Source organism: Streptomyces sp. SPB074, from assembly GCF_000154905.1.
Lineage (GTDB): Bacteria > Actinomycetota > Actinomycetes > Streptomycetales > Streptomycetaceae > Streptomyces.
In genome coordinates this window covers 2,387,715-2,410,397 of record NZ_GG770539.1, presented here as the reverse complement: position 1 = coordinate 2,410,397, position 22,683 = coordinate 2,387,715, and the positions used below count along the sequence as shown (strand labels likewise).

9 protein-coding genes, 1 other RNA gene and 1 pseudogene are annotated in these 22,683 nt (G+C 74.1%); all 11 read left to right on the top strand.

The genetic code is table 11. The annotated features are described in order from the left end of the window. The coding region (locus tag SSBG_RS09780; protein WP_037869377.1) for a S41 family peptidase at positions 1–402 on the top strand (402 nt) is incomplete at its 5' end. Between the two features lie 18 nt (positions 403–420). Beyond that, positions 421–903, top strand: coding sequence for an SsrA-binding protein SmpB (smpB, locus tag SSBG_RS09775; RefSeq protein WP_008746006.1), 483 nt, complete (start codon positions 421–423; stop codon positions 901–903). Between the two features lie 159 nt (positions 904–1,062). Next, positions 1,063–1,449, top strand: a transfer-messenger RNA (tmRNA) gene (ssrA, locus tag SSBG_RS30935). Between the two features lie 445 nt (positions 1,450–1,894). Next, positions 1,895–2,827: a sterol desaturase family protein gene (locus SSBG_RS09770; RefSeq protein WP_008746005.1), complete on the top strand. Its 933-nt coding sequence runs from the start codon at positions 1,895–1,897 to the stop codon at positions 2,825–2,827. A 170-nt stretch (positions 2,828–2,997) separates the two neighbouring features. After that, positions 2,998–12,568 (top strand): annotated as a pseudogene (locus tag SSBG_RS33620) (amino acid adenylation domain-containing protein). 216 nt (positions 12,569–12,784) lie between these two features. Continuing rightward, positions 12,785–14,350, top strand: a complete 1,566-nt coding sequence (locus tag SSBG_RS09760; RefSeq protein ID WP_008746003.1) for a phytoene desaturase family protein — start codon at positions 12,785–12,787, stop codon at positions 14,348–14,350. Positions 14,351–14,462: 112 nt separating this feature from the next. After that, positions 14,463–16,181 (top strand): phytoene desaturase family protein, encoded by a 1,719-nt coding sequence (locus tag SSBG_RS09755; protein ID WP_008746002.1) that lies wholly within the window; start codon positions 14,463–14,465, stop codon positions 16,179–16,181. Beyond that, the gene (locus SSBG_RS09750) at positions 16,178–17,233 is read left to right on the top strand and encodes an MDR family NADP-dependent oxidoreductase (protein ID WP_008746001.1); all 1,056 of its coding nucleotides are present in this window, start codon (positions 16,178–16,180) and stop codon (positions 17,231–17,233) included. Before SSBG_RS09755 ends, SSBG_RS09750 begins: the two co-directional genes overlap by 4 nt. A gap of 90 nt (positions 17,234–17,323) precedes the next feature. Then, positions 17,324–18,538: a cytochrome P450 gene (locus SSBG_RS09745; protein WP_037869372.1), complete on the top strand. Its 1,215-nt coding sequence runs from the start codon at positions 17,324–17,326 to the stop codon at positions 18,536–18,538. A gap of 360 nt (positions 18,539–18,898) precedes the next feature. After that, positions 18,899–19,939: a translation initiation factor IF-2 gene (locus SSBG_RS09740; RefSeq protein ID WP_199781355.1), complete on the top strand. Its 1,041-nt coding sequence runs from the start codon at positions 18,899–18,901 to the stop codon at positions 19,937–19,939. A 287-nt stretch (positions 19,940–20,226) separates the two neighbouring features. Further along, on the top strand, positions 20,227–22,530 hold the full coding sequence (locus SSBG_RS09735; RefSeq protein WP_037869370.1) for a glycosyltransferase: 2,304 nt from the start codon (positions 20,227–20,229) through the stop codon (positions 22,528–22,530). Positions 22,531–22,683: the final 153 nt, after the last annotated feature.

The window sequence follows — 22,683 nt, the reverse complement described above, 5'->3', positions numbered from 1 at the left end:
GCGCGGGCGGCGGGGGCCTTCCTGGACGGCGGCGAGGTCGCGACGTACGGGGACGGCGGGGCGCGGCGCGTGCTCGGCGCCCCGCGCGGCGCGGCGGGCGCGGGACCGCTCGTCGTCCTCGTGGACGGTGCCACGGCGAGCGCGGCGGAGGTGCTGACGGGGGCGCTGCGGGACCGGGGGCGCGCGGTCGTCGTGGGGGAGCCGACGTTCGGCAAGGGCACGGTGCAGGTGCCGCGCGCGCTGCCGGACGGAAGCGTGGCCGAGCTGACCGTGGGGCGCTGGCGCACGCCCGCCGGGCGGGACGTAAACGGCGCGGGCCTCGCGCCGGACGTGAGCGCGGCGCCGGGAGCGGCCGAGGCACGGGCCCGCGAGGTATTGACTGGCCTCGGCACCCCTTCCTAGTGCGAAAATGGAGGGACCATGGCAAAGGAAAAAGGACGCAAGCTGATCGCGCAGAACAAGAAGGCGCGACACGACTACACCATCATCGACACCTATGAGGCCGGGATGGTGCTCACCGGTACGGAGGTGAAGTCGCTGCGGCAGGGGCGGGCCTCGCTCGTGGACGGGTTCGTGCAGATCGACGGCGGCGAGGCGTGGCTGCACAACGTGCACGTTCCCGAGTACTCGCAGGGCACGTGGACGAACCACTCCGCGCGGCGGCGCCGCAAGCTGCTGCTGCACGCCGATGAGATCGCGAAGCTGGACGCGAAGTCGCAGGAGACGGGGCACACGATCATCCCGCTCGCCCTGTACTTCAAGGACGGGCGCGCGAAGTGCGAGATCGCGCTCGCGAAGGGCAAGCGCGAGTACGACAAGCGGCAGTCGCTCCGCGAGAAGCAGGACACGCGCGAGGCGCACCGCGCGATGTCGGCGGCCCGCAGGAAGCAGCGGGCGGCCTGACCGGGGCCCGGCGCGGGCCGGCGGCCTGTGACCCGGTCCCGGCGCGGGCGGGCGGGAATGCGCTGGCACGTGGCGGCGTTGTTCCCGTACGATGGCGCAAGCACCGTACGCGGTGCGTGCGGCCGGAGCCTCGCGGCGACGGCTTTGACAACACCACAAGGGGATGATCGGTTTCGACAGCGGCTGTCGAAACAGGGGAAGCGAGCCGAGGAAGCGGCAATGATCTCGTAAACCACATGTCGCAAAAAATAATCGCCAATACCAAGCGCGATTCCTCCGCCTTCGCCCTTGCTGCCTGATTAGCAGCTAGCGAAGACTCCGCGGAGTGTCAGCCCGGGGCTGTTCCCGACCCGGATCCTGGCATCAGCTAGGGGACTAAACCTCTCACCCCGGTCACGGGGGTAAGAGGGAAACCAAACAGTGACTGAGCCCGTCGGAGACTTGTCCGCGTGATCTCCGGGGCCGAGAAAATCGTAGCGGACTGCGCTCGGAGAAGCCCTTTTTCCGCACCGTTGGACGCGGGTTCGATTCCCGCCATCTCCACTCCCTTTGTGGCCCCCGGCCCGTGACGTTCGCGTCACGGGCCGGGGGCTTTTTCGCGTGCGCGTGCCCGGGTGTTGTCCGTGTGCGCGAGCAGAGTGCCTGATGGGGGGGGCGCGCGAGGGCGGGGCACGGTGCTGCGGTGTGCCCCCTTCCGTGCGACCCCTGGTTTGTTTCGTGCGCCCTATAAGTGCGATGAGATTATTAATTAACTCCTTGGAGTGGAAAGGGTGTTCCCTCCCGCCGCCCCTCCTGTTCAATGGCTCACGGCTGGATTTCCGTGCGCTCTCGCGGAGCGGAGATTCGCCCGAAAGTGGGGGTTGGACGGCGCGGGAACGGAAAACATTTCCTCAATCCGTCGCGGAAGCGTTTTCCGCCATCAATTGATTTCTCGTCACGGCTGAGCGCTGCCCGGAAGGGCCGGGCGCAGCCGCTCGCTGGGGGGTGCGCGATGCGCAGAAGGGAATCCGTCGTGGCCGGGCACGGCCGGGCGCTGCTGAGCGTCCTCGCCTATCCCGTGCTGCTTCTCGCCACCGTGCTCGTCGCGGGCCTCGCCCTCGCGGGGGACTGGAACCCGGAGCGGGCCAGCCCGTTCTTCCTCCTCGCCGTCGTCGTCTACCTGACGGTCCTGGAGCGCCTCATCCCCTACGAGCGCGACTGGCAGCCCACCGCCGCGGAGTGGCGCTGGTACGGCGTCTGGTTCGTGCTCACGATGCTCGCGAGCGCCTTCGCCCAGTTCCTCGTCACGGGCCTGATGACGCGCGTGGCGACGGGGCACCCGGTGCTGCCGCTCTGGGCCGAACTGCCCCTCACCCTGCTCGCCGGCTCCCTCGCCGGATACGTCACCCACCGGCTCGGCCACACCAACCGGCACCTGTGGAAGCTCCACGGCGTGCACCACGTCCCGGCGAAGGTCAACGTGGCGAACAACGGCGTCAACCACGTGCTCGACATCGTCTTCTCCCAGGGCTGCGTGCAGATCCTGCTCGCCGCCGTCGGGTTCTCCGCCCACTCCGTGCTCGCCTCCGGGCTCTTCGTCGCGGCGCAGGGCTACTTCATCCACGCCAACATCGACGTCCGGATCGGCCCGTTCAACCACGTCCTGGCCAGCCCCGAGCAGCACCGCCTGCACCACAGCACGCGGCTCGCCGAGGCCGGGCACTACGGCTCCGACCTCTCCGTGTGGGACCACCTCTTCGGCAGCTTCACCTGGCGGCCGGGCCGTACGCCCGCCGCCGTCGGACTCCACGACCCCACGTCCTTCCCGCGCACCGGCGACGTCCTCGGCAGCCTCCTGCACCCCGTACGGCGCTCCCCACGCCCGCGCGAGGAGGCCCCCGCCGAGACCCCCGCCGCCCCGGCGGACGGCCGGCAGGGCCTCTGAGCGAGGCCCCGCGCCCCGCCGCCCGCCTCCCCGCCCCGCCGTCCGGCCCGGTCCCGCGTCCCTCCACCGACGCCCCCGACTCCCCACCGCCCTCCACCCGTACCGCCAGCAAACTTTGCCGCGCCCCGGACCGCTCCCGGAGGACGCGCCAACCCGAGGAGTGTGCCCACATGGCCGCCGCCCACAGCGAGTCCCCGGCCACGGGAGCCCCGCGCGCTGACGCCCCGCAGCCCGCGCACCACCACGACGCCCCCGCCCCGGAGGCGGCGCCCCCACCGCGCCACGCCCCGGTCCCCGAGGGCGAGAAGATCGCCATCATCGGCATCGGCTGCCGCCTCCCCGGCGGCGCGAACGACCACCGCGCCTACTGGCACAACCTCGTCACCGGCAAGGACTGCGTGACGCCCACCCCCGCCGACCGCTACGACACGCGGACGCTCGGCAGCCGCCACCGCGACAAGCCCGGACGGCTCACCGGCGGGCGCGGCGGCTACATCGACGGCTTCGACCGCTTCGAGCCCGCCTTCTTCGGCATCAGCGGGCGCGAGGCCGACCACATGGACCCCCAGCAGCGCAAGCTCCTGGAGGTCGCCTGGGAGGCCCTGGAGGACGGCGGCCAGCGCCCGCACACGCTCGCCGGCTCCAACACGGCCGTCTACGTGGGCGCGTTCACGCTCGACTACAAGATCCTCCAGTTCTCCGACCTCGGCTTCGAGACCCTCGCCGCGCACACCGCGACGGGCACGATGATGACGATGGTCTCGAACCGCATCTCGCACGTCTTCGACTTCCGCGGCCCGAGCCTCACCGTCGACACCGCGTGCAGCTCCTCCCTCGTCACCGTGCACCTGGCCCGCCAGGCGCTCCTGCGCGGCGAGACCGACCTGGCCCTCGCGGGCGGCGTCCTGCTGCACATGGCGCCGCAGTACACGATCGCCGAGACGAAGGGCGGATTCCTCTCGCGCAGCGGGAGTTCGCGCGCCTTCGACGCGAGCGCCGAGGGGTACGTACGGGCCGAGGGCGTCGGGCTCGTCGCCCTCAAACGGCTCTCGGACGCGCTTCGCGACGGCGATCCGGTCCACGCCGTCCTCACCGGCAGCGGCGTCAACCAGGACGGCCGCACCCCCGGCATCACCGTGCCCAGCGGCGAGGCGCAGACCCGTCTCGTGCGGGAGGTGTGCGCGGCGGCGGGGATCGTGCCCGGCCAGCTCCAGTACGTCGAGGCGCACGGGACGTCCACGCCCGTCGGCGACCCGATCGAGGCGAACGCGCTCGCGCGGGTGCTCGCCGAGGGCCGTGCCCCCGGCGCCGCCTGCTACGTCGGCTCGGTCAAGACGAACATCGGGCACACCGAGTCGGCCGCCGGTATCGCCGGGCTCATCAAGACGGCGCTCGCCGTCGAACACCGGGTGATCCCGCCCCACCTGCACCTCGACACGCTCAACCCCGCGATCGACGCCGAGCGGCTCCCGTACGAGATCCCCGCGACCGCCACGCCGTGGCCCGCGCACGAGGGACCGGCGCGGGCCGGGGTCAACTCCTTCGGTTTCGGCGGGACCAACGCGCACCTGCTCATCGAGGAGGCCCCGGCCCGCGCCGCCGCCGCGCCCGCTCCGGCCGGACGCCCCTGGACGGTGCTGCCGCTCAGCACCCGCCACCCCGAGGCGCTGCCCCGCCGGGCGGCGCAGGTGCGCGACGAGGTGGCCGCCGGAACGGCACTCGCCGACCTCGGGCACACCCTCGCGCACCGCAGGCAGCACCTGGAGACCCGGCTCGCCGTCGTCCACAGCTCGCCCGGGGACCTGCGCGAGGCCCTGGACGCCCGCGCCGCCGGGACCCCGCACCCCCGCGTCGTGGAGAACCGGCGCCTGGAGCCCGAGGACCGGCGGCTCGTGTGGGTGTACACCGGGATGGGCCCGCAGTGGTGGGGCATGGGGCAGGGACTCCTCGCGAGCGAACCCGTCTTCCGGGCCGCCGTCGAGGAGTGCGACCGCGAGATCCGCGCCCTCGCCGGGTGGTCGCTCCTGGAAGAGATGGGCAAGGACGCCGCGTCCTCGCTGATGGCGGAGACCTGGCTCGCCCAGCCCGCCAACTTCGCCGTCCAGTACGGGCTTTCCCGGCTCTGGCACGCCTACGGGGTGCGGCCCGACGCGGTCGTCGGGCACAGCACGGGCGAGATCGCCGCCTTCCACGAGGCCGGGGTCTACACGCTGCGCGAGGCGTGCGCCATCGCCGTCCACCGCAGCCGCCTCCAGCACAAGCTCGCCGGCACCGGCGGAATGCTCGCCGTCGGCCTCCCCGAGGAGGAGGCGGAGCGCAGACTGCGCGCGTACCGGGGGCGGGTGGCCGTCGCCGCCGTGAACAGCCCCGGTGCCGTGACCCTCGCGGGGGACGGCGACGCGCTGGCCGAACTGGCCGCCGCGCTCACCGCCGAGCAGGTCTTCGCCAAGGCCCTGACCGTCGAGGTCCCCTACCACTCGCACAAGATGGACGCGATCAAGGACGAACTCCTCGACGCGCTCGCCTTCCTGGACCCGCGACCGCCCCAGGTCCCCCTGGAACTCACCGGGATGGAGTCCAACGCGGAGGGAGTGCGGCTCGACGCCGCCTACTGGTGGCGCAACGTGCGCGAGCGTGTCCACTTCCGCTCCGCCGTCGACCGCCTCACCCGCGACGGGCACCGCCTCTTCCTGGAGATCGGCCCGCACCCCGCGCTCGCCCACGCGCTGCGCGAGTGCGCCGAGGCCGCCGGGCACGAGGCCGTCACCGTGCCGTCGGTGCGCCGCGCCGAGGACGAGCCCGCGCGCTTCGCCCTCTCCCTCGCGACCCTGCACACCCTCGGCCGCGACATCGACTGGGACACCCTCCAGCCCGCCGGTACGACGGTGCCGCTGCCCGCCTACCCCTGGCGTGCGGAGCGGCACTGGGTCGAGCCCGCCGCCGTCGCCCGGGTGCGCCTGGGCGCGCTCGACCACCCGCTCCTCGGCCGCCGGGGGGCGCACGCCGCCCCCGTGTGGGAGTCCGCGCTCGACACCGAACGCCTCCCCTACCTCGCCGATCACCGGATTCAGGACACGGCGGTCTTCCCCGCCGCCGGGTACGTGGAGATGGCCGCGCAGGCCGTACGCGCCCTGACCGGCGCGCCGCGCGTGCGGCTCGCGGGCGTCGAGCTGCGCAAGGCGCTCTTCCTCGCCGAGGACGCCACACGCACCGTGCAGCTCGGCATCGACCCTGAGACGGCCGCGTTCACCATCGCGACGCCCGGCGACGCGGAGACCGAGCCTGTCGTGCACGCGGCCGGGGTGCTGCGCTCCGGGCAGCCCTCCTCGCTCGGCCCCGTACTGGACGTGGCCGGGGTCCGCGACCGGGCGGAGCGCCGGATCGGCGCGGCGGCCTGCTACGCGGGGCTCGCCGCGCTCGGCTACCACTACGGGCCCGCCTTCCAGGCCATCGAGGAGGTGTGGACGGGCGAGGGCGAAGTCCTCGCGAAGATCCGGCCGCCGGCCGGGCTCCTCGGCGCGGACGCGGCGGACCACCACCTGCACCCCGTGCTGCTCGACGCCTGCTTCCAGGCGCTGCTCACGCGGCAGATCCCGCCGGACGCGGACGGCCGCGGCGGCACGGACGGTTCGGGCGGCACGGCGGGGGCGTGCCGGCGCGGGGGCGCCCGCCCCCGGTGTGCGGCTGCCGCTCTCGCTCGGCGAGATCGACCTCGCGCCGAGCGGCGACCGGGCGCTGTGGGCGCACGGCACGGTGACCCGCGACGACGGGCGCGAACTCCTCGCCGACCTCGCGCTGTACGACGCCGAGGACGGCACCCCGCTCGGGCGCGTGAGCGGCTTCCGCGCCGCCGACATCGACCAGGTCTCCACGACGGTCTCCCGCGCGACGGTGGACTCCTGGCTCGCGCTGCCGGAGTGGGTACCGCTGCCGGGCCTCGCGCCGCGATCGGACGCGGGGAACGGCGAGGAAGCGGCCGCGTACGTCGGCGAAGCGACCACCCGGGACGGCGGCCTACCCGCCGCCGCGACCGCCGACGCACCCGCCGCCGCGAGCGGCGCCGCGCCGGAGCCCGGCGCGGAGGGCCCGCGCGACTGGCTCGTGCTCGCCGACACGACCGGCCTCGCCGACGCCTTCGCCGCGCTCGTACGGGAGCGGGGCGACCGCTGCCGCCTCGTGCGCCCCGGCCCCGGGTACGCGCGCGAGGAGACCGGGGACGTGACGCTCGCCCCGGAGGACCCCGTGCACCTGGACCGGCTCTTCGCCGAACTCGACGGCGAGGGCGCCCCGTTCCGGGGCGAGGTCGTGCACCTGTGGAACCTCGGGCTGCCTGGGCTCGCGGAGTCCTCGGGCGCGGACATCGGGACGGCCACCGCGCGCGGCGCCTGGACGCTCGTCGCCCTCGCCCGCGTGCTCCGCGCCCGCCGCGACACCTGCCGCCTGCACGTCGTGACGCGCGGCGCGCAGCCCGTGGCCGCCGGGGACGCGGTGGAACCCCTCGGCGCTCCCGCCTGGGGCGTGACCCGCGTCCTGCGCCACCAGGAACTCGCCCGGCACCGCGGCAAGCTCGTGGACCTCGACCCCGTACGGGCCACGCCGCCCGACGAGGCGGCGGCGCTGCTCGCCGAGTTCCTCGCCGACGACGAGGAGGAGATCGGCCTGCGCGGGAACACCCGCGCCACGCTCCGCCTCCAGCCCGCCGCCCCCCGGCTCACCGGCCCGCTCCCGCCCCGGCTGCGCCCGGACGGCACGTACCTCGTGACCGGCGCCTTCGGCGCGCTCGGGCGGCTGCTGTGCCGCACCCTCGTCCGCCGGGGCGCGCGGCGCCTGGTCCTGCTGGGCCGTACGCCGCTGCCGCCGCGCGCCGCGTGGCGTACGACGGCGCCGGAGGGCCGGGCCGGGCAGGCCATCGCGCTCGTCCGGGAGATCGAGGCCCTCGGCGCGAGCGTCGTGCTCGCGCCCGTGGATCTCACCGACGAGGCCGCCTTCACGGGCTGGCTCGCCACGTACCGCGCGGGCGACCCGCCCCCGCTGCGCGGCGTCTTCCACCTCGCCGGGCAGGTGCGGGACACGCTCCTCGCCGACATCGACCGCGCCGCCTTCGACACCGTCCACGCCCCGAAGACCACCGGGGCCCACCTGCTCGACAAGCACCTGCGGGACGAACCCCTGGAGCACTTCGTGCTCTTCGCCTCGGTCGCCTCGCTCCTCACCACGGCCGGACAGACCAACTACGCGGCGGGCAACGCCTTCCTCGACGCGCTCGCGCACCGCCGCCGGGCCGCCGGACTGCCCGCCCTCTCGCTCGACTGGGGCCCCTGGGCGACCGGCATGATCGAGGAACTCGGCCTCGAAGCGCACTACCTGCACAGCCGGGGCATGAGCTCGCTGAGCCCCGAGGCGGGCATGAGCGTCCTCGAACGCGTCCTCGGCCAGGACCTCGCCCAGCTCGTCGTCGCGACCGTCGTGGACTGGCGCACCTTCCTCGCCTGGTACGACACCCCGCCCGCCCTCGTCCAGGACCTCGCCGCCTCGGCCGGGGACCGGGCCGCCGAGGACGAGGGCGACCTGCTCGCCGCCTTCCGCGCCGCCGGGCCCGAGGAGCGGCGCGCCCTCGTCGCCGAACGCTTCACGCGCCTGGTCGCCACCGTGCTCCGCGCCGCGCCCGAGGAGATCGACCCGGCCGGCGGGCTCGGCGCCCACGGCCTCGACTCGCTCCTCGCGATGGAGCTGCGGGCCCGCTCGCAGGCCGAACTCGGCGTCGCGCCGCCCGTCGTCGCGCTCCTCAGCGACACCCCCGTCGCCGAACTCGCCGCGCGCCTGCACGAGGAGCTGACCGAACGTCTCGCCCAGGACACCCCCGAGGGCGCGGGCACCGTCGAACTCTGGGACGACGACGGGGACTTCCCGCTCACCCAGAACCAGAAGGCGCTCTGGTTCCTCAAGCAGCTCAACCCCGAGGGGCACGCCTACAACATCGGCGGCGCCGTCGAGGTGCGGGCCGAGCTGGACCCCGAGCTGATGTTCGCCGCCGTGCGCAGGCTCGTCGCCCGGCATCCCGCGCTGCGCACCGGCTTCCACCTGCGCGAGGGCCGCCCCGTGCAGCGCATCGGCGACGGGCGCGAACCGGACCTCGGCTGGTTCGACGTCGAGGGCCAGGAGTGGGAGGAGATCAAGGAGCGGATCATCCACGAGTACCGCGCCGGGTACGACCTGGAGCAGGACGCGCTCTTCCGCTTCCGGCTCTTCCGGCGCGGCCCCGACCGCTGGGTCATCATGAAGGCCGTCCACCACATCGTCTCGGACGCGGTCTCCACGTTCACGTTCATCGAAGAGCTGCTGGAGGTCTACGAGGCCCTGAAAGAGGGCCGCGAACCGGCGCTCGCGCCCGTGCCCGCCCGCTACGTCGACTTCCTCAACCAGCAGAACAAGTTCCTCGCCTCGCCGGAGGCGGCACGGATGCGCGACTACTGGCGCGCGCACCTGCCCGCCGAGGTCCCGCTCCTGGACCTGCCCACCGACCGCCCCCGCCCGGCCGTGCAGACGCACAACGGGGCCTCGGAGTTCTTCGTCCTGGACGAGACGCTCAGCGCCCGCGTCCACACCCTGGCGCAGCGGCACGGCGTCACCCCGTTCATGGTGCTCCTCGCCACGTACTACGTCCTCCTGCACCGCTGGTCCGGGCAGGACGACCTCGTCGTGGGCAGCCCCGTGACCGGCCGCACGCGGCAGGAGTTCTCCTCCGTGTACGGGTACTTCGTCAACCCGCTGCCGCTGCACGCGGACCTCTCCGGCGACCCGGCCGTCGAGGCGCTGCTCGGCCAGGTGCGCGACACGGTGCTCGGCGGGCTCGACCACCAGGAGTACCCCTTCGTGCTCCTCGTGGACGAACTCGGCCTCCAGCACGACTCCAGCCGCTCGGCCGTCTTCCAGGCCATGTTCATCCTGCTCACGCACAAGGTCGCCACCGAGCAGTACGGATATCGCCTGGAGTACATCGAACTGCCCGAGGAGGAGGGCCAGTTCGACCTGACGCTCAGCGCGTACGAGGAGGAGGCCGAGGGGCGCTTCCACTGCGTCCTGAAATACAACACCGACCTCTTCGACGCCGCGACCGTGCGCCGCATGGCCGCGCACTACACGCGGCTGCTCGACAGCCTCGTCCACGCGGAGTCCGGCACACCCGTCTCGGCGCTCGACATGCTCGCCGCGCACGAACGCGAGGAGCTGGTACGGGAGACGAGCGGCGCCGCGCGTGCCGCGCTGGAGCCCGGCGCGGTCCCCGTGCACCGGCTCTTCGCCCGCGCGGCCCGGGAGAACCCCTCGGCCGTCGCGGTACGCGTCCCGGGCGGCGACGCGCTGAGCTACGGCGCGCTCGACGCCCGCTCGGCCGGTCTGGCGGACCGGCTCCGGGCCCTCGGGATCGGCGCCGGGAGCGTCGTCGGGGTCGCGCTGCCCAAGTCCCCGGAACTGGTCGTCCACCTGCTCGCGGTGCTGCGAGCCGGGGGAGCCTACCTGCCGCTCGACCCGGCACTGCCCGCCGGGCGCCTCGCGCGGGTGCTCGCCGGGGCGGGAGCCGCGCTGCTGATCACGGAGGGCGCGGCCCCGGAGGGCCTGCCCTGCCGCTCCCTCGCGGCCGGCGCGCTCGCCGCCCAGGAGCCCCTGCCCGCGGCGGAGACCGCCGACGACCTCGACGCGCCCGCCTACGTCATCCACACCTCCGGCTCCACCGGCGAGCCGAAGGCCGTCCGCGTCGCCCACCGCAACCTCGCCGCCGCCTACGCCTCCTGGCACCGCGAGTACCGCCTCGGCGAGGAGGTGCGGGTCCACCTCCAGAGCGCCCAGCCCTCCTTCGACGTCTTCACGGGCGACCTCGTGCGCGCCCTGTGCTCCGGCGGGACCCTCGTCCTGGCCGGGCGCGACCTGCTGCTCGACACGGCACGCCTGTACACGGTCCTGCGCGAGGAACGCGTGGACTGCGCGGAGTTCGTGCCCGCGCTCGTCCGCGGCCTCATGGACCACTGCGTCCGCGAGGGCCTCGGTCTCGGCTTCCTGCGGCTCCTCGTCGTCGGCTCCGACACGTGGAAGGTCGCCGAGTACGAGCGGCTGCGGCGGCTCGCCGGGCCCGGCACCCGGGTCCTGAACTCCTACGGGGTCACCGAGGCCACGATCGACAGCGCCTTCTTCGAGGGTCCGGCCGACGGACTCGACCCCGGGCTCGCCGTCCCCGTCGGCCGCCCGCTCCCGCACGCCACGCTCCACGTGCTCGACCCGCACGGCAACCCGCTGCCCGCCGGGATCACCGGGGAGTTGTGGATCGGCGGCGAGGGTGTCGCGCTCGGCTACGCGGGCCGCCCCGGGCTGACCGCCGAACGGTTCACGGAACGCGAGCTGCTGCCGGGCGCCGGAGCGGAACGGCTCTACCGCACGGGCGACCTGGCCCGGTGGGACACCGCCGGGCGCCTCCACCTCCTCGGCCGCGCCGACAGCCAGGTCAAGCTGCGCGGGCACCGGATCGAGACGGGCGAGATCGAGGCCCACCTCGCCGCCCGGCGCGGCATCGCCCGCGCGGTCGTCGCGGTCCGCCCCGGCGCGGGCGGCGAGGACGCGCTGTGCGCCTGGTACGTGCCCGAGCCGGGCGCCGAGGTGAGCCCGGCCGGTCTGCGCCGCGCGCTCGCGGACGCGCTGCCCTCCTACCTCGTACCGGCGTACCTCACCGAGGTCGGCGCGCTGCCGCTCACCGCGCACGGCAAGGTGGACGTCCGCGCGCTCCCGGCCCCGAGCGCGAGCGAGGCGCGGTCCGCGTACGAGGCGCCCGTGACCCTCTACGAGGTGAGCATGGCGGCGCACTGGAAGGCGCTGCTCGGCCTCGAAGAGCCGGGACTCGCGGACGACTTCTTCGCCTCCGGCGGCAGCTCCATCAAGCTCATCGAGCTGCTGCACCACCTGCGCACCGAGTTCGGCGTCGGCGTCCCCGTCAGCCGCCTCTACCAGGTCACGACGCTGCACGGGATGGCCGCCGCCGTCGAGGAGCGCGTCACGGGAACGACGGCCGACGAGGTCCCGCACCTGACCTTCAACCCCGGGGCGGAGCGCCCGCTGTTCTGCTTCCCGCCCGCCGGGGGCCACGGCCTCGTGTACCGGGGTCTCGCGGCCGCCCTGCCGGACCACCGGCTCATCGCCTTCAACTACCTGCCGGGCGACGACAAGGTGAGCCGGTACGCCGACCTCGTGACGGCCGCCGTGCCCAAGGGCCCCGTCCCGCTGCTCGGTTACTCGCTCGGCGGCAACCTCGCCTTCGAGGTCGCGCGCGAACTGGAGGCGCGCGGACGGGAGATCGCGCACGTCGTCGTGCTCGACTCGCGGCGCAGCCTCAAGGCCTACGAGCCGGGCCCCGAGGTCCTGAAAGCGTTCGAGTCCGAGCTGGGCGGCCACCTGCACCAGCACACGGGCTCGGAGATCGTCACGGCGGCGGTCATGGAGCACGCCGCCGAGTACCTGCGCTTCTGCGGGCGCACCCCGAACACGGGGACGCTCGCGGCGCCGGTGAGCGTGCTCACGGACGAGGACAAGGCGGATCTGTACGAGGAGGGGGTGCCCGGCTCCTGGCACGGCTCCTCCGCGGCCGGCCACCGGGTGCTGTGCGGCTTCGGGACGCACGCCGAGATGCTCGACGCCGAGCACCTGCCGCGCAACGCGCAGCTCGTGCGGCGGCTCCTCGACGGGCAGGGGGCGGCGTGAGCGCGGCAGCGGAGGGCGCGGCGCGGGGCGGCGCGGCGCCGCAGGGCGCGGCGCGGGCAAGGGTGTCCGCGCGGGCGGGAGTGCCCGCGCCCCGCTCCTCCCCGCGGGCGCCCGCCACCGACTAGAGAGGCGCGCGAGCGCACCCCCGGGACGCCGCCGCGCGTCCTCGTCGTCGGGGCCGGGCTCGCGGGGCTCGCCGCCGGGACGTACGGGCGGATGAGCGGGCTGCGGACGCTCGTCCTGGAGAAGCACGTCCTCCCGGGCGGCTGCTGCACCGCGTGGTCGCGCGAGGGGTACGTCTTCGACTACTGCATCGAGTGGCTGATCGGCACCGCCGAGGGCAACGAGGCGCACCAGGTGTGGCGCGAACTCGGCGCGCTCGACGGGAAGTCGGTGACCAACTTCGAGCTGTTCAACAAGGTCGTCGGCACGGACGGCCGCGAGGTCGTCTTCTGGAACGACCCCGACCGGCTCGAAGCGCACCTCCTGGAACTGTCCCCGGCCGACGCCCCGCACATCCGCGCCTACTGCCGCGACCTGCGGCGCTTCCTCAAGATCGAGCTGTACCCCTTCCTCACCGCGCCCGCGCTCAAGACCTGGGGCGAACGCCTGCGCACCCTGCGCACCGTGCTGCCCGCCTTCCGGCTCTTCTGGCGCACGGCGGCCACGCCGATGCACGCCTTCGCCGACAGGTTCCAGGACCCCCTGCTGCGGACCGCCTTCCGCAACATCTTCTTCCAGGACCCCGAGGGCTTCCCGCTGCTGCCCTACCTCTTCAACATGGCGAGCGCCTATCACGGCAACGCGGGCTTTCCGCAAGGCGGTTCGCTCGGCCTGGCGCGCTCCGTCGAGGAGCGGTACACGCGGCTCGGCGGCGAGATCCGCTACCGCGCCCGCGTGGAACGCGTCCTCGTAGAGGACGACCGCGCCTTCGGCGTCGAACTGCGCGGCGGCACGAGGCTCTACGCCGAGCACGTCATCTCCGCCGCCGACGGCGACACCACGGTCAAGGGCCTGCTCGGCGGCCGGTACACGGGCCCCAGGATCGACAAGCTCTACGAGGAACTGATCGGCCAGGAGGGGACGTTGTTCCCCGCCGTCGTCTCGGCCTTCGTCGGCGTCGAAGGCGGTCTCCCCGAGGGCGAGACGCACAGTACGACGTACCTCCTGGACGAGGAGGACGCGGCCCGGCTGCCCGGCGGCCTCCAGTCCAGCATCGTCGTCCAGCTCCGCTCCCGCTACGCGGACGGCTTCGCGCCCGAGGGCAGATCCGTCGTGCACTGCACGTACTTCAGCGACTACGGGTACTGGGCGGACCTGCGCGCGGCCGACCGCCGCGCCTACCGCGCCCGCAAAGCCGAAGTCGCCGCCTTCGTCCGGGAGTTCCTGGAACGGAAGTGGCCGGAGGTGGCGGGGCGCATCGAGCTGGTCGATGTCGCCTCGCCCGCCACCACGCGCCGCTACACCGGCAACCACAAGGGCTCGATCCTCGCCTGGAAGGCGTTCTCGGAGGCCGACGACCTCTCCGCGAAGCTCGTCGGCAAGGACCGGATGCGGCTGCCCGGCCTCGCCGGATTCTCGATGGCGGGCCAGTGGGTCGGCATGGGCGGCCTCATCCGCGCCGCGTCCACCGGCCGCTTCGCCGTCCAGTACCTGTGCGACGAACTCGGCGTCCCCTTCCGGGCCTTCGAGAGCGAGAACGCCGAGCCCTGGCATCCGGGAAAGCTCGGCAGCCTTCCCCAACTGGACCGCTGGAACGAACGCGAGGAGCGGGCCCGATGACCTGTCCACACGAAGAAGGGCGGGCCCGATGACGAGCCGTCCCACCGCCCACCCCTCCCCTCCGGCCCGGGAGGAGCCCCGGCGCGCGCGGGCCGGGGACCGCCGCGAGACGATGCTGATCATCGGCGCGGGCCTCGGCGGCCTCTCCACCGGCGTCTACGCGCAGCTCAACGGCTACCGCTCCCGCGTCCTGGAGATGCACGAGATCCCCGGCGGCTGCTGCACCGCCTGGGAGCGCGGCGACTACACGCTCGACGCCTGCGTGAGCTGGCTGCTGGGCAGCGGCCCCGGCAACGAGATGCACCAGATCTGGCTCGAACTCGGCGCCCTCCAGGGCAAGGAGGTCCGGCACTTCGACGTCTTCAACGTCGTCCGCGACACGGACGGGCGCGCGGTCTACTTCTACTCCGACCCGGACCGGCTCCAGGCCCACCTGACCGGGATCTCGCCCGCCGACGCCCGCCACGTCAAGGGCTTCTGCGACAACCTGCGCTCCTTCCGCAAGGCGCTCGCCGTCTATCCCTTCCTCAAGCCGGTCGGGCTCATGGGCCGCGTCGAGCGAATGCGGATGCTCGCCGGGTTCCTGCCGTACTTCAACGCGGTCCGCAAGACGATCTCGGTCCTCATGCGCGACTACGCGGAGAAGTTCCAGAGCCCCTTGCTGCGCAAGGCGTTCAACTACGTCCTCTACGAGCGCCACCCCAACTTCCCCGTCCTGCCGACCCACTTCCAGATGGCCTCGCACGCCAACCTCTCCGCGGGGGTTCCCGAGGGCGGCTCCCTCGGCCTCGCCCGCTCCATCGAGCAGCGCTACCTGCGGCTCGGCGGCGAGGTCGCGTACAACACGAAGGTCGAAGAGGTCCTGATCGAGGGGGACGAGGCGGTCGGCGTACGGCTGACCGACGGCGAGGAACTGCGCGCGGACATCGTCGTCGCCGCCTGCGACGGCCCCACGACGATGCGGTCCCTGCTCAAGGGCCGCGACCTCGGCAAGGAGTACGAACGCCTCTACACGGAGACGATCGAGCGGCCCGGCATGGTCTTCCCCGGGTACGTGACCCTCTTCCTCGGCCTCCAGCGCGAGTTCCCCGAGGCCGATCCCTGCACGACGTACCTCCTGGACGAGGCCACCGCCGCGAAGCTCACCGGCATCCGCCACTCCAGCATCAACGTGCAGTTCCGCGACCGGCACTACCCCGAGCTGTCCCCGCCGGGCACGAGCGTCGTCTACGCCACGTACTTCTGCGACATCGCCCCGTGGCGCGCGCTGGACGAGGGGCCCGAGCAGCGCACGCGCCGCAGGGGCGGCGAAAAACTGCACACGCTGCCGGTCCGGCACGGGCGCGGCTACTACGCGGCGAAGCACCAGGTCAGGGACACGCTCGTGGAGTTCCTCGAGGCGCGCTTCCCCGGCCTGCGCGAGTCCATCGCCGTGCGGGACGTCTCGACGCCGCTCACCCAGGTCCGCTACACCGGCAACTTCGACGGGACCGTCCTCGGCTGGCAGCCCTTCGTGGAGAGCGGCGAGACGCTGGAGGAGCTGATCAAGAAGTACGGGCCCGGGGTCCCCGGGCTCGGGAACTTCTACCAGTCCGGGGTCTGGGCCACGACCGGCGGCCTCATCCGCGCGGCGGCGGCCGGGCGGCACGTCATGCAGTTCGTGTGCCGGGACGACGGCCTGGACTTCACGGCCGCCCCCGACACCCACGGACCGCCCCCGACGCACCGGGTCATCCCGGTGGGCCCCGGGATTCCGGCACCCGCCACGACGGGGGACGTCCCCGCCCCCGCGCGCGGGAAGCGCGTCCCCCACAAGGAGGAGTCCCGGTGAAGATCAGCAAGTGGGTCGTCCGCGAGCACGTCAAGGGCACCCCGGACGTCTCGCGTGTCTACGCGCGCGTGGACGAGGACGTTCCCGTCGACCTCGCGCCGCACCAGATGCTCCTGCGCACCCGCTACGTCTCCGTCGATCCCTACCTCCAGGGCATCACGCTCGACACCCCGCTCGGCGCGCACATGGGCGCCGACACGATCATGGAGGTCCTGGAGGCCGGCCCCGAGGCGCCCTTCCGCGAAGGCGAACTCGTGCAGGGGTACGGCGGCTGGCGCACGCACCTGGTGAGTGACGGGAAACCCGAGCTGTGGGCCACGGGGACCTTCCCGATGGTCTTCCCCGCCTACCGGCGGCTGCGGCCCGAGTGGTACGACGAGGGGCTGCCGCTCCCGACGGCGCTCGGTGCGATGGGCGGGCCCGGGATGACCGCCTGGGGCACGCTGAGCAAGTTCCTGGACGTGCGCCCGGGCCACACCCTCGTCATCAGTGGGGCGTCCGGGGCGGTCGGCGCCCTCGCCGGGCAGCTCGCCCGCCGGGCGGGCGCGCGCGTCATCGGCACGACGTCGAGCCCCGCGAAACGCGACTACCTGCGGGGACTCGGCTTCGACGACGTCCTCATCTACCGCCAGGGCGACAGCCCCGAAACGATCCGCGCGGCCCTGGAGACCGCGGCGCCGGACGGCGTGGACCGCTACTTCGACAACCTCGGCGGGGCCGTCACGGACGCCGTCTTCTCGATGCTCACCGTGGACAGCCGGGTCGCGGTGTGCTGGCAGTGGGCGACGCAGGTGGGCGGCGAGGCGGTCGGGCCACGCCTGCTCCCGTACATCATGTTCCCGCGCACCACGATCCGCGGGATCTTCTCCATCGAGTGGTTCACCGAGGCCAACTGGCAGGCGCTCCACGAGGAGCTGGGCGGCAGCATCCGGCGGGCCGAGGTCGTCAGCGACCAGACGGTGTACGAGGGCTTCGACGCGATCCCCGCGGCGTACGGGAGCCTCTACGGGGCGCGCGAGGCGAACCGGGGGAAGGTGCTGGTGAAGGTGTGAGCGGCGGGCCCGGCCGGGAGCGGGGGCCGCCACCGGGGGCGCCCGCCCGCTCCCGTACTCCCGCGAACCCCCCTCCCCGGAAGGCCCGTTGTGTCCAGTCCCGTCCCCACCCCCCTGCCCCCGCTGCACCGCCTCCCCAGCGAGCCGAGCGCGCCGCCGCACCCCGTCGTCCTGCCGGACGGCACGGCGGCCTGGCGCGTGAGCAGATACGCCGACGTGCGTGAAGTCCTCGGCGGCGGCGCCTTCACGCGGGCCGCGCTCTACGCCGAGGAGCACGACGACCGGCCGAGCGGCGGCGGCATCGTGGACGACCCCGAACTCCTCTTCAACCAGGACGGCCCCGAGCACCTGCGGCTGCGCCGCACGGTGGGGCGGGCCTTCACCCCGCGCGCCGTGGCCCGCTGGGAGCCGTGGATCACCGCGACCGTCGAGGAGCTGATCGACGAACTCGCGCGCCAGGACGGCCCGTTCGACCTCGTCTCCGGCTTCGCCCGCCCGCTCCCCGTCACCGTCATCACCCGGCTGCTCGGTCTCGACGGGGACGCGTGGGAGAAGATCGGGTACTGGAGCGACCTGGCCTTCACGGACGGCTCGCACTCGGCGGCCGAAGTCGATTCCGGGCTCGCCGACTTCACGAGCTTCGGCGGTGAACTCCTCGCCCTGCGGCGCAAGGAGCCGGGCGAGGACCTGGTGAGCGGCATCGTGCGCGCGGCCGACGCGGAGGGCGGCATCCCGGAGTCCCAACTGGTGCGTCTCGTCTGCGGGATGGTGGTCGGCGGCCACGACAGCACCATGACGATGCTCGGCAACGTCCTGCTCTACCTGCTCGGCGAACGCCGCGCGGACTGGGCGCGCCTCACCGACACCGGCGCGGCCGGGCTCGCCGCCGACCGCCTCCTCCACCTCGTCCCGCTCGGCGAGGACCCCGGCAGCCTGCGCCGCTGCGTCACCGCCACCGAACTGGGCGGCGTGCGCGTCCCGGCGGGCGCGGTCGTCGTGGCCGACATCGTCGCCGCGAACCGCGACCCCGAGGTCTTTCCGCCCGCCGAGCACGAGGACCTGTTCCGCGAACTGCCCGCCCCCACCCTCGCCTTCGGCGGCGGCCCGCACTACTGCATGGGCGCCTGGCTCGCCCGCCTCGAACTCCGCACGGCCCTGAACCGCCTCGCGACCCGCCTCCCCGGCCTGCGGCTTGTGGACGGCGACACGGACGGCGGGGGGCGGGGGAGCGGCGGCGGGACGGGAGTGGAATGGCGGCTCGGGACGACCTCCCGCGGGCCGAAACGGCTGCCGGCGACGCGCTGAGGCGGCGGTGGCGGAGCGCCGCGCGCGGTGCCGCGCGGGCGCCCGCACCCGGGGAACGGGCAGGAGGGCGCAGCATCATGGCGTATCCGGGCGCGTTTCGCACGGCGTCCGGTCAAAGATGCACTCATCATGATGAGTCCCGCCGTAAAGGCGGTTTGACCACGAGTCAACGCGTTACCTTGCTCCTCCGGGCGCAGTGGGACAAATGGGGGGTGCTCGGGCCGGGTGGGGGCCCGGTCCGGTGAAGGGGCGGCGCCCGGGTCGCCCGCGCACCCGTACCAGCTCGATGGGGGAAGTGCGCACATCGTGGAAACTTGGCGAGAAGACGTCACCACGGGACGTAGTCACGAGCCGCAAGGCGTGACCGTCGATCTCGACAGCCTCGGCCGCCGGTCGGCCGACCTTCCGGCGCGGGACGGCGCCGGCCCGGGCCGCGCCGGGGACGGCGCCGAAGGGCCCGTCTTCGTGGACGCCTCGGGACGCCGCAGCCGCCGCTACCGCAGACTCGGTCTCGGTCTCGGTCTCGCCTGCGGGGCCTACGCGCTCGTCATCGGCGCGACGCTCGTATCGGGCAACTCGGACGCGCCCTGGCTGCCGCTGCCCCAGCCGGCGGCGAAGGCCCACGCGGACAAGGTCAAGCCCTCGCCGCCGCCGCGCGCGGACGCCGAGGCCGAGGGCGAGGCGGGTACGGGGGCGGGCACCGACGCCGCCCCGCCCGCGCTCCCCGCCGCCCTCGTCCCCGGCCTCCCGGGCCGCACGGGCCTGCCCGGTCTGCCGGGCGCTCCCCGCGTCCCCGGTATCCCGAAGCTGCCCGGCGCGGGCCCGGTGCCCGCCAAGGGCGCGAAGCCCGGCGCGAAGCCGGCCCCGGGCGGCGGCGCCTCACCGGGCGCGCAGCCCGGCGGCGGTACCGGCCCGCGCCCCGGCACGGGCTCCGGCGGCACGAAGCCGGGCACCGGCACGGGCAGCACCGATCCGGGCGCGGGCCCGGGGGGTACGGAGCCGAGCCCCGGTACGGGCACGGGCCCCGAGCCGGGCGGCGGCACCGGCAGCACCGATCCCGGCCCCGGCCCCGGGGGCACGGATCCGAGCCCCGGCACCGGGACCGACCCCGGGACGCCCCCGGGCGGCGGCGAGAGCCCCGGTACGGGCGAGAGCGGTGGCACCTCCCCGCAGACCGGTGGGGAGACCCCGCTCCCCGGCCCGCCCACCCCTGGCGAGGGCCACGGCACGCCCCGCGAGGGCACACCGGACCCGGCGCCTGCGGCGGGCGACGGCGGCACGGGAACACCGGCGGCCGGTGGCGCGGACGCCGCCCCCGCCACGGGAGCCGGTCCGGGGCCGTCCGCCGGTACGGGCACGCCGGGACCGGCGACACCTCTCCGGCTCTTCCCGGCGGCCTGAGCACGGGACGGCACCCGCCCGGCCCCCTCCCGCGCCACCCGCGAGCGGCGCGAGCGGACCGGACACGGGAGGGCACGCCGGACGCGATGAGCGGTACGGCGGCGATCCGGGAGGTCCGGAAGCGGCGAGAGCGGTACGGCGGCAGCCCACCGGCTGCTGCCGCGCCCTCCCTTGTCCGCCTCCCTGCCCCGCAGACCCCGTCCGGCGGCCGCCCTTCCCGCCGGCCGCTCCACCCTCCCCGCTCCACCCTCCCCGCTCTCCCCACCCCCGAAAGGCCGTCCCTCCTCATGGCCAACCGCTCCCGGCCACCCCGTCCCCGCTCCGCCTCCGCCCGCTCCGCCCCCCGCGCCAGGACCGGTCCCCGCCCGGGCTCCCGCTCCCGTCCCGCTCCCCGCCGTCGCCGCGGGCGCAGGGTGCCGCTCCGCCACCTGCTCCCCGTCCTCTTCCTCTGCGCCGTCGTCGCGATGCTCATGCTGCGCGGCTACGTGCACAGCGAGATCATGGCCGACCGCCGCATCCGGCCCGAGGCCGCGACCGACAAGGTCCCGGAGCAGATCCTCGACGGCGGCCCCGTCATCGACACGCGCGACGGCAAGCGCAAGTCCCTGCGGATACCCGACCGCCGCATCGTCCTCACCTTCGACGACGGACCCGACCCCGTCTGGACGCCCCGCGTGCTCGACGTGCTCAAGCGGCATCACGCGCACGCCACCTTCTTCGTCACCGGCACGATGACCTCCCGCTATCCCGCGCTCGTGCGCCGGATGGTCGCCGAGGGCCACGAGGTCGGCCTGCACACCTTCAACCACCCCGATCTCTCCTACCAGTCGAAGACCCGCATCGACTGGGAGCTGTCGCAGAACCAGCTCGCGCTCGCGGGCGCCGCCGGGGTGCGGACCTCGCTCTTCAGGCCCCCGTACTCCTCCTTCGCGAACGCGATGGACGACAAGTCCTGGCCGGTGACCGAGTACATCGGCTCGCGCGGCTACCTGACGGTCGTCAACGACGACGACAGCGAGGACTGGCAGCGCCCCGGGATCGAGAAGATCATCGCCAACGCCACGCCGGAGAAGCCGGGCGAGGGCGCGGTCGTCCTCATGCACGACTCGGGCGGCAACCGGGCCCAGACCCTCGCGGCGCTCGACCGCTACCTTCCCGAACTCCAGGGAAGGGGGTACGAGTTCACCAATCTCACCGAGGCGCTCGGTGCCCCCAGCGCCCTCGCCCCGGTGAGCGGCACCGAGTTGTGGAAGGGGCGGGCCTGGGTCTGGCTCGTCGCCGCGTCCGACAGCGTCACCGGCGTCCTCGTCACGGGCCTCGCCGTCACCGGCAGCCTCGTCCTCGCGCGTTTCGGCCTCATGCTGCTGCTCTCCTTCGCGCACGCGCGCCGCACCCGCCGCCGGGGCTTCGCCTGGGGCGTGCCCGTCACCGAACCGGTCACGGTGCTGGTCCCGGCGTACAACGAGGCCAAGTGCGTCACCGCGACGGTGACGTCGCTCAGCCGCAGCGAGCACCCCGTCGAGATCATCGTGATCGACGACGGCTCGACCGACGACACGGCGGGCATCGTGGAACGGCTCGGCCTGCCCGGGGTGCGCGTCGTGCGGCAGGAGAACGCGGGCAAACCGGCCGCGCTCAACCGGGGCATCGCGCACGCCTCGCACGACATCATCGTGATGATGGACGGCGACACCGTCTTCGAGCCCGCGACCGTCCGCGAACTCGTCCAGCCCTTCGGCGATCCGCGCGTGGGCGCGGTCGCGGGCAACGCCAAGGTGGGGAACCGGGATTCGCTCATCGGGGCCTGGCAGCACATCGAGTACGTCATGGGCTTCAACCTCGACCGCCGCATGTACGACGTACTGCGCTGTATGCCGACGATCCCCGGGGCGGTCGGCGCCTTCCGCCGCGACGCGCTCACCCGCGTCGGCGGCATGAGCGAGGACACCCTCGCCGAGGACACCGACATCACCATGGCGATCCACCGCGACGGCTGGCGCGTCGTCTACGCGGAGAAGGCGCGCGCCTGGACCGAGGCCCCGGAATCCGTCGCGCAGTTGTGGTCCCAGCGCTACCGCTGGAGCTACGGCACCATGCAGGCCATCTGGAAGCACCGGCACGCGGTCCTCGAACGCGGCGCCTCCGGCCGCTTCGGGCGCGTCGGCCTCCCGCTCGTCTCGCTCTTCATGGTCCTCGCGCCGCTCCTGGCCCCGCTCATCGACGTGTTCCTGCTGTACGGGATCGTGTTCGGCCCGACGGGGCGGACGCTGCTCGCCTGGCTCGGCGTCCTCGCCGTCCAGGCCGTGTGCGCCGCGTACGCCTTCCGGCTCGACAAGGAGCCGATGCGGCACCTCGTCTCGCTGCCGCTCCAGCAACTCCTCTACCGCCAGCTCATGTACGTCGTCCTCCTCCAGTCCTGGATCACGGCGCTCACCGGGGGACGGCTGCGCTGGCAGAAGCTCCGCAGGACCGGCGTGCTCGACGCGGGCGGCACCCCGCGCGGCAAGGACCTCGCGGAACTGACGGAACCCCGCGCGGCCCGGAGCGGCACGCGGGAGACGGACGAGAACGAGCGGAGGCCGGTGGCATGAGCGGGACGCACACGAAGCGGTACGAGGACGGGGACGGCACCCGCCCCCTGCCGACGGCGGCGGAACCGGTCACGACGCGGGCCGGCCTTTCCCCGCACCCGGCGGACGTCGCGCCCGGGCCCCCGGCGGGCGGCGCATCCCCGCACCCGGCGG

Coding starts and splice junctions, on each gene's coding strand:
- SSBG_RS09755 (WP_008746002.1), top strand. CDS start 14,463: ATGCTGATCATCGGCGCGGGCCTCGGCGGCCTCTCCACCGGCGTCTAC.
- SSBG_RS09735 (WP_037869370.1), top strand. CDS start 20,227: ATGGCCAACCGCTCCCGGCCACCCCGTCCCCGCTCCGCCTCCGCCCGC.
- smpB (WP_008746006.1), top strand. CDS start 421: ATGGCAAAGGAAAAAGGACGCAAGCTGATCGCGCAGAACAAGAAGGCG.
- SSBG_RS09770 (WP_008746005.1), top strand. CDS start 1,895: ATGCGCAGAAGGGAATCCGTCGTGGCCGGGCACGGCCGGGCGCTGCTG.
- SSBG_RS09760 (WP_008746003.1), top strand. CDS start 12,785: ATGAGCGGGCTGCGGACGCTCGTCCTGGAGAAGCACGTCCTCCCGGGC.